This window comes from Parendozoicomonas verongulae, assembly GCF_009711465.1.
GTDB lineage: Bacteria > Pseudomonadota > Gammaproteobacteria > Pseudomonadales > Endozoicomonadaceae > Sansalvadorimonas > Sansalvadorimonas verongulae.
In genome coordinates this window covers 1-8,308 of sequence record NZ_SMME01000746.1, presented here as the reverse complement: position 1 = coordinate 8,308, position 8,308 = coordinate 1, and the positions used below count along the sequence as shown (strand labels likewise).

The following is an 8,308-nucleotide window of genomic DNA, read 5'->3' as shown; positions in this document are numbered from 1 at the left end:
AGACACCCATTTCACCAGTTTTCTACAGAATCTTCTGGGGGATGAGACCCGATTAGGAGACCTGTTTCCGAATACCCCATGCTGTAAAAAGTGGCTCGACAGCACCGCCAGGGAGATTCTTTACTGGAGTGCCGTTCAGAATCGCCAAGGTCAGGAGTGTTTTGCCAGGCACCTGCGAGATACCGGGCGCCCCTGTCCGAAACTCTACCCTGATCACCCCTTACATTATCGCACTTATCCCGATGATTTCACCGGCAGTCAGGGCCGGGATCACCTGGGCTTAACCAGCTTTAAAATGCCGCTGTTTTTCCTGATCCGGGGTTTCTACCTGTTGGCTTATAAATTGGCAGACCGGCTGGAAGGGCCTGACGATACTTCACAGTGAACGGGCCGGTACAGCTGCTGCACCTTCTTCCCTTAAATGCGCCCCTGATGAAAATCCTTCTCCGCCGCAGTTACCTTTTCCAGATAACGACGGGATTCCTGACGGGGGTGACGCCTGGTCAGTGCCCAATAAACCTGAGAGGGTTCCAACCGGTTAATTTTATCAACCGCCCGTGTGCGGTTCTTGTCAAAGGTGCGCAGTACATTGCCCGCACCACCGTTATAGGCGGAAATAATAGCGTAGCGACGGGAGAGCGGATTTGTGATGCCCTTCAGATACACTGTATCGAGAATATGCAGATAGCCGGTACCTACATCAATATTATTTGCAGGCTGGAACAGGTAGTTGCGGGTTGGCTTATCCCGGCGTTTCTTCAAACGCTGGAATACATCATGCCCGGCGGTTCTGGGCACAACCTGCATCAAACCATAGGCATTGGCCCAGCTTACGGCGAAGGGGTTAAAACTGCTTTCTGTGCGGATAATGCCGTAAATCAAGCTCTCATCTACCCGGTACTTTTGTGAGTACTTGCGCACAAGGCTGGCGTACTGATAATGGCCGGCAGACTGTTGCTGGTGCACCATATCAAAGTCCACCGCGTACACCGTGCCTTTGCTGGTACTTTTGCGAGAGAGGTTGTGCTGCATCAGGTAATCCGCATAATTTCCGGCCCTCCACTCCCAGCGAATGGGGTTGCCGTAGTTATCCAGAACCTGCTTATAAAGCACTGGCTCTTTGCCGAGAACAATATCCGAGGCGCTGAACAGATCAACCTGTTCAGGGTCATCAGGGGTCAGCAGCGTGACCACAATGGCACGACGCAAGTCCTTTCGATCCAGTGTTTCTACACGCACCTTGCGCTTGTCAAAGTTCACCATCACACGGGTACGATAGTCGTTGGAGTATTTCACGTACTCCTTGGTGCCAGAGCTTTTGGTGTCACCCCAGTTCACTTCCACCCGCTGGGCCAGCATGTGGATCAAGGCTTCAAAACCCAATTCATCCAGACTTTCCGGCTGTGGCTGTATGTATGACTTGGTATGGGAAACACTTCGGGAGGGTGTTGCCGTGCGGTCATACACCAGAGGAGCGGGCGGTGTGCTGCATCCGGCTATCCATAAAAACAGGGGAAATAAAACGAGGAACCGACCCATGCAGCAGGAACATCCTTGTGAATTTTTGGGAGTCAAGAGGTAAGACAGACAAGCGTATCAAATACGTAAGCACTCAGGGAAACACATTCTTTCCCCAAACACCTTTTAAACACAGGGGGAGCATTTCTGGCTTGATAGCCATCGATAACACTCCTGTGACATCAGGCCTGCTAGTCAGGTTAATCATCAGAGATCTTGGTTTTCGGGTCGGATATCTGAGCGATAGACATTATCATTCCACTGTCTTTTTCCCGGACGATAAACAGATAAGGCCTGTTAACGTAGACCAGTTTTTGCTGGGGGGCAGGTCCAAGACTTCCCCCCATTGATGTGGCTGCTGCGAACCGGGTTCCCTCCTCGTCAGTTTCCATCACAACCTTATGTTGCACAAAATCAACAGTGAATGGTCTTTTATCCGTTAACCGGCTCAGGTCTGGATTAGCCAATATACCACTGGGAAAGCCAAGAGTGGTTTTCAAGTCAATGGTCTGGCTCAGCTTGAATTTAGGCATCATCAACACCAGTTCCTGAGTGAATGGAGCCATGTTGTTCAGAAGGCCTTCCAGGGTGGGGGAATCTATGTCTGCAGGAGTTGTATGCTCTGGTGGTAAGAGAACAATGGCCTCATATCGCCTACCTTGATAGGGTATTGATACACCCTGCCAGTTGTTGTGGCAGACATATCCCATACCTTCACTATCAACTCTACTCCCCTTGGACGTTTTTTTTATCATCGGAACCGACCGCTGGCTACCGGGAGTCGTAAACAGACCGTATGTCGAATCAAACTGGGTCAGCCAGTCTCCTTTAAAATAGCAGGCATTACACATGACAAAAGACGTTGAGGGAAGAATCATATCTCGATCCAAAACACTATTAATCATGCTGTGGGTATGATGGTAAACCTCCTGATTAACTGTGCGTATGGCTTCTGTGCATCTTTGAGTATGACTGAACGCAACAAACCTTATCTTTGCCCCATTATTCCTGAGAATAGGACTGTTCAGGAAATCGTTTTTGGCGTTAAGTGCTGTGTCCAGAAGTATATAGTTCACACTGTTAAACGCTGCCCCTCCCACGCCCCCGCTTTCTGCTTTCAGGCTGTCAAGAAAACAGGACAAAATGTCCCCTGTATTTCCCAGTGCGCCCAATAATCTGTCATGGGTCTCCCCTGATGCCCCTTGTGCAAACATAAGCAACAATGTAATTACGCTGTGCGTACATAAGACATAATTGCCATATTGCCCCCCTTCGCTGCTAATAGCCATTTGGAACAGATTCAACCCTGTCTGGTTAAGCGTTTTGACCAGCTGATGAACTGTCAGTACCGGTTGCGGTACAGCAGCAGGCGTGGGATTACTAAAACCGGCAGGCGTGGGATTGCTAAAACCGGCAGGCGTGGGATTGCCAAAACCTGCAGGCCCTGGATTAGTAAAACTAAAGGAAGGGGAGCTCCAGGGAACGGTTGTGTCCGTACCCATGTCCGTGTTCATACCCATAATACCCTGTCTTTCCAGGGTATTTGGAGTCGGTGCCGGGGGGGGAAACAGGCTGGCTTCTGCTTGCTCTGACAATTGCGCCGGTGAGTTGTAATGGTTTATATGGGCCAAAATATTTAGAAGCCCCACCATATTTCCGGAGTGCAGGCCAAATGGATAATGGGTTCTTATAAACTCTCTGGCTAAAGGGTTCTGCCCTAATAACTGGGCAGTCACTGTATCCATATATGCATCCATAAGAGTAACTTCCCTGCTGGAACCCGCTCCTTTCTCAGTGGGTATAGGTTGGGCACACACTACGAGGGCAGAAAGTCCTGGCATCACACCACTTACTCCATGGGGAAGTCCTTTAGGTTCCTCTCCTGCCCAGCTCAGAGAACCTTGCAATAAACTGGCAAACACCAACAACCACAAAAGCCTAAAAAAAGACATAAAATACCAACTCTGCCATTAAGCCCACCGCCAAGTGACCCAAGTGGGCTCAAAAGGTTAGCATGGACTCCCGGTTATGCCGCATGAACTGTGTTACCGCGATGGCTGGCTCCTTGATGAACAGACCACCTCTCCCATAAAATGCTTTTTTCTTGCGCCCCAACCCTAAGTGGTGAATTGAGTGTCAAATATTCTGCTGTACGTTTTGATTGCCATCGCGGTCGTCTTTGGCCTTTGGCATTTCAACCAGAAAAAACAACTGGGTCAGGAGGCGCTGACTGCTGGTCAGGCGTTCCTTGCCAGTAATAAAAATAAAGAAGGTGTACACACCACTGAGTCTGGCCTGCAGTACAAAATTCTTCACAAAGGCGAAGGTGGCCCTGTGCCTTCTGCCACTAGCAAAGTCAAGGTTCACTACCATGGCACGCTGGTGAACGGTAAGGTGTTTGACAGTTCTGTTGATCGTGGGCAGCCTATCAGCTTTGGTTTGAATCAGGTTATCCCTGGCTGGACAGAAGGTTTGCAGCTGATGTCTGTAGGCGACAAATACCGTTTGTTTATTCCGGCCAGTCTGGCCTATGGAAGCCAGAGCATGGGAGGTATCCCTGCCAACTCCACCCTGATTTTTGATGTTGAACTGTTGGGTATTGAACCTTAAGTACCCTTTATAATTGCCACTAAAAATAAGCGGGGTGTATCCATTCACCTGTAGCATCGGGATATGTTACAACCCTGCTGTATTTCTATTTAATGAATGGTCGTCAATGGAAACAACTCTCCAACAAGTACAATCTTATCTGCGGGACACCTTCACGTTCTTCCGCAGCAATATGGCCTCGCTGGCCCTTATTGTTATTCCCTATGCGCTGTTGAGTGAGGTGCTCCTTCGCCTGGTGGTGCGCTCAATGCCAATGGGTGAACAACTCTATGCTGGGGTAATAACCGAACTGGCCCTGTACCCTATCGTGCACAGTGTACTCATTCTTTACATGGCAGCTGTTATTGGAGGTCAACGCCGCTCCGTGGGTGAGTGCTATACCTACTCGGTGTCGTTCTGGCCGCGCATGATGCTGCTTACCATGCTGTCTACTATCGCCATTATGGCTGGCCTGTCTCTGTTTGTTATCCCGGGGCTGATTATTGTAGTTCGGCTGTCTCTGTCGGATATGTACTGTATGCTGGAACGCACTTCCGTTACCGACAGCATTCGCAAAAGCCTGCTTCACACAGGGTCTCGCACGTGGGTGATCTTCCTTGGTCTGGCTTTCCTGTTCCCGATGGTCACCATGGCTTCTCTGGTTATGGCACAGGCCTCTGCAAATCTTAATAACCCGCTGATCAGTGTCATCATTACCATGGTGCAGGCACTGCTACAAACGCTGTACCCAATTTACCTGTATCGCATTTACAGCAGTATTCCTAAACAGACAGCCTCCTGAATACTCCCCGCATTCACGGCATGTGTTCATGCCGTGAATCTCTTATCCACAAAAATGAACATCACAGGGGCGAGGAGTTTAGCAGCCACTTTTCCAGTGCCCTTTTGAGGTATTTACAGCACTTAACGTTTTGGTGCATGCACAACCTTTAATGTCAGCTGCCTTAGCTGTTCATCCAATACATCCGTATCTTCCCTCTTTCCTCTTGCAGGAGGATTATAAATAAAGCCAGCGTCCATGCGCCTAGACTCCAATACCTGACCAAGGCAGGCAGCCGCAGGTAACTCTGGCGAAAAGTTATGCAAGCCCCTCAGCCCTCCTGCCACCAGTGTCTGAACATAGGGAGAAAGGCTACGATCGGCCGGGGCATGCCTCACCAGTTTCATTTCAGGGAAAAGGTGTATAGCACTCCACATAGAAAGGGCATAGTCGGTGTACAACTTCTGACCGGCCAGTTCAGGAATACGACCCAGCCAGCGGAACAGGTAAGTCGTATCGCCCCCTCCTCCTTCCACAGACTTCAAGGTTTCTTCCAGTGGAAAAATCAACCGGGGCATTTCCAGCAGCGCCATATAGGCATCAGCTGCCATCGCGGAGTCTTTCTGTGCCACTGTGTCGAAAACAGATAACAGGTACTTCACACTCGCATCAGCTTTTGTCTCTTCTCCATCTTTTGAAGACAAACTAGCAATGTGCTCATTATCAACTGTCTGACAGAATGCAGGTCGCTTCACGGCAGGATAAAAAGGTCTTGATAACCGATAGAGCAGGGATCTCTGCCTATAGAGGGCATGTATCATAGCATTAGCCTGCAAGGTATAGGCCCCATCGGGTGCACCCCACACTGTCGCTAACCGTGCCTTCAGGGCGGCGACCAGATTATCAGCCCCCAACTTTCTCCCTCTGGCTGCGATGCTTGGCAGCATACTTTGTTTCATCCATACATCGTCATGGCCCCTTTCCTCTGTTTTAAAAGCCTGCATGTAATTGCGGGCCCACCACAATTTGAGTTGTTCATCTTCATAAAATTGAAGCAGCACATACGTGACAGGAAACCTCATACTTAATTTCTGACGCAGTTTATTCCTCACCTTAGGAAACAGAGCTCTGAGTGCCTCAATGCCTTTATAACGAAGAATATTCTGCATAACTGTAATGGTATGATCAGAATAAACGCCCCCCATAATCTCATGAGCGGCTGTCGTGCCACTCCCGTACTCAATAGTCTGAGCATCGTTCCAAAAGTGCAGGATCGCTGAAACAAGCTTGCTTTTATTTTCCAGTGGCACCATGGTGACAAAAGACAGTGAGGCAAAAAGAATCCTCATATTTCTGGCCACCCTGTCTTGCGGGATATGTTTCTTTTCTATCTGGAACTGGCAAAATTTATCCATAGCCGTTAGTACACCAGCAGTAAACAACCACTTCGCCAGTTCTTTCGGTTGAATGATATATTCCCCCGAACGTTTATTCCGCAGGGCTTCATCCAAATAGGGAAAAAACTCTTTCAGGTTACTTTCATTGATATCCAGGATATTCTTAGCATCTTCATGAATCCCTGGCGGCAGGGTCGAGAACCAGTCCATCCCCGGTGGTAATTGCTCCATCTCGGAGCCTGTTGCATACATAGCCATAGTGCGGAAGAACACGCCCATCTGCTGGTTAGATAACGAGGCTGAACCAGGATGCGGCTGGGCCTGCCTGTACATAGAGGGCACACTGGGATGCTGAGCCAGCCCAACGCCTTGCGTTAACGAGGGGCGCACCGAATGGGGCGCCGGTTCCGGCAGAGAACCCAGGCTTAAAACCACCAGCTGGCCAGAATCCAGACTATGATTACTGCTCATTGAGACAAACTCTTGCAGGTCTTGCAGGATGGATAAATCATCCATCTCTTCGGCTGCGTGAGCGTTCAGAATCACTTCCATGAGCAGTAACCCCGCCAGTACTCTTGCCAGTATTCCTCCAATCCATGTTGTGGCTCCCATAACACGTCTCCCGCTCAGGATGAGAAGCACACCTTAGACCACAAAAAAAACTGTGTGAAAAATTCTTGTGAATTGGAAAACCCCGTCAATACTGTGGAGCCCACGCATGGAAGAGGGGAAGAACATGTGGCTAAAAGAAAACTGTCCGATTCAACACTTGCGTCGGTTACTCTACTGCACTTTGCTCCTGGCCAGCTTCTTAGCCCATGGAGGTATAACAAGGTCGCTGACGGTCTCTCCGTCGTGGGAGGGCGCGACAGAAAACAGCCAATTTGCTGTGCATTTCAGTGAACAGGAAGGTATTCAGCTTTTAGGGGAGGCCTCCCAGCAACCCTCTCTGTTGCCCCTCTACTCCCTCGAGAGTCCACTGCTGATTCTTGGGTTCGGAGAGAGTACCCTCTACATGTATTCGGTTTTCGAAGCGAATGGCAAGCTGGATACCAAAGAGCTGGACCAGTGGCAATTGCAGGACCCTCTTTTTCCAGGGTACCAAAACAGCATAATTCTGTTCTTTGAATCCTATAGGGGTGGGCTCTATTTTTCACATATTTCCCCTCTCCCCCCCACTGCAGACACCTTTGCCAACGATGCAGCTTCCTTTGTACTGGATGACCAGTCGCTGGATAAAATTATTACTCAATATATGGCGCAGGAAAAATCGCGGGATTTGCTTCGACGAGCAAGAGCAATGTTCTACAGTGAGCCGGACGGTTATACAAGAGTCTCCTCCCTTGTTTTCTGGGATGATATTTTGATGCACAACGACTTACCGCCTTCCGAATTCATAATGCCCCCTTTGGTCAAAGGGCCGCTTATAAGGGGAGAATCAATCACCCGTCAGGTACAAGCAGAAGCAAAAGATATCCGCAAAGATACCTTGGAAAAGACTGCAGTCATCAAGAGGCAGATCACCAGAAAAATTGAAGAATTTGATACGCTGACACAGCACTTATCATCTGATGGTGCTCAGCAGTTTCTGTCAACAGAGGTGCCCCCTGTTGAAGGGGAAGACGAAATAGATGTGTTAATAGAAATACTGGAGAGGATGGGCACCAGCCCTGAAGTCAGCCTACCGCTTTATTCTCTGAAAGATTATAGAGGCAAGGCGAAAGCATACAAAGAGATCATTGCCCAACGAAAAGAAACGGTTCAGCAACAGGTCTTTGAAACACAACAAGCCCCTCCTCCTGTTTTTCAACTTCCCCCCTGGGAATCTACGTTAACCCCAAAACCGGATGAGGGCTCGTTACCCCCCTTAGAGTCTCAGGTACTCACCATGGACACAGCGGTCTTGCAGGTGCGGGAAGGATCCCTCTCCCCCCCCAGTTCAGTGATACAGCCTGCACCCGCAGTGGTAATGGGCAGCCTTTCCCCACCGACTCCCATAGCAGGGAAAGGCAACATCCCCAGT

Annotated in this window: 7 protein-coding genes; 4 read left to right on the top strand and 3 right to left on the bottom strand. The window is 49.4% G+C overall.

Annotation, left to right across the window (positions count from 1 at the left end; all coding sequences use genetic code 11):
• The coding region (locus E1189_RS23575; RefSeq protein ID WP_196221205.1) for a hypothetical protein at positions 1-385 on the top strand (385 nt) is incomplete at its 5' end.
• A gap of 32 nt (positions 386-417) precedes the next feature.
• Here the strand turns inward: E1189_RS23575 and mltC are convergent.
• Both mltC and E1189_RS04885 read right to left on the bottom strand, forming a co-directional pair.
• Positions 418-1,539: a membrane-bound lytic murein transglycosylase MltC gene (gene mltC / locus E1189_RS04890; RefSeq protein ID WP_155158931.1), complete on the bottom strand. Its 1,122-nt coding sequence runs from the start codon at positions 1,537-1,539 to the stop codon at positions 418-420.
• 179 nt (positions 1,540-1,718) lie between these two features.
• Complete coding sequence (locus E1189_RS04885; RefSeq protein WP_196221204.1) at positions 1,719-3,263, bottom strand: serpin family protein; 1,545 nt, start codon at positions 3,261-3,263, stop codon at positions 1,719-1,721.
• 388 nt (positions 3,264-3,651) lie between these two features.
• Between E1189_RS04885 and bamJ the strand changes: the two genes are divergently transcribed.
• The gene (gene bamJ, locus E1189_RS04880; protein WP_329601896.1) at positions 3,652-4,128 is read left to right on the top strand and encodes a BamJ family beta-barrel-assembly machinery protein; all 477 of its coding nucleotides are present in this window, start codon (positions 3,652-3,654) and stop codon (positions 4,126-4,128) included.
• 106 nt (positions 4,129-4,234) lie between these two features.
• Positions 4,235-4,909 (top strand): YciC family protein, encoded by a 675-nt coding sequence (locus tag E1189_RS04875; RefSeq protein ID WP_155158929.1) that lies wholly within the window; start codon positions 4,235-4,237, stop codon positions 4,907-4,909.
• A 122-nt stretch (positions 4,910-5,031) separates the two neighbouring features.
• Here the strand turns inward: E1189_RS04875 and E1189_RS04870 are convergent, their stop codons facing one another.
• The gene (locus E1189_RS04870) at positions 5,032-6,897 is read right to left on the bottom strand and encodes a hypothetical protein (protein ID WP_155158928.1); all 1,866 of its coding nucleotides are present in this window, start codon (positions 6,895-6,897) and stop codon (positions 5,032-5,034) included.
• Positions 6,898-7,174: 277 nt separating this feature from the next.
• On the opposite strand from E1189_RS04870, the gene E1189_RS04865 reads away from it, so the two are divergent.
• Positions 7,175-8,308, top strand: a 1,134-nt coding sequence (locus tag E1189_RS04865) for a hypothetical protein (RefSeq protein ID WP_155158927.1), incomplete at its 3' end; no start/stop codon positions are given.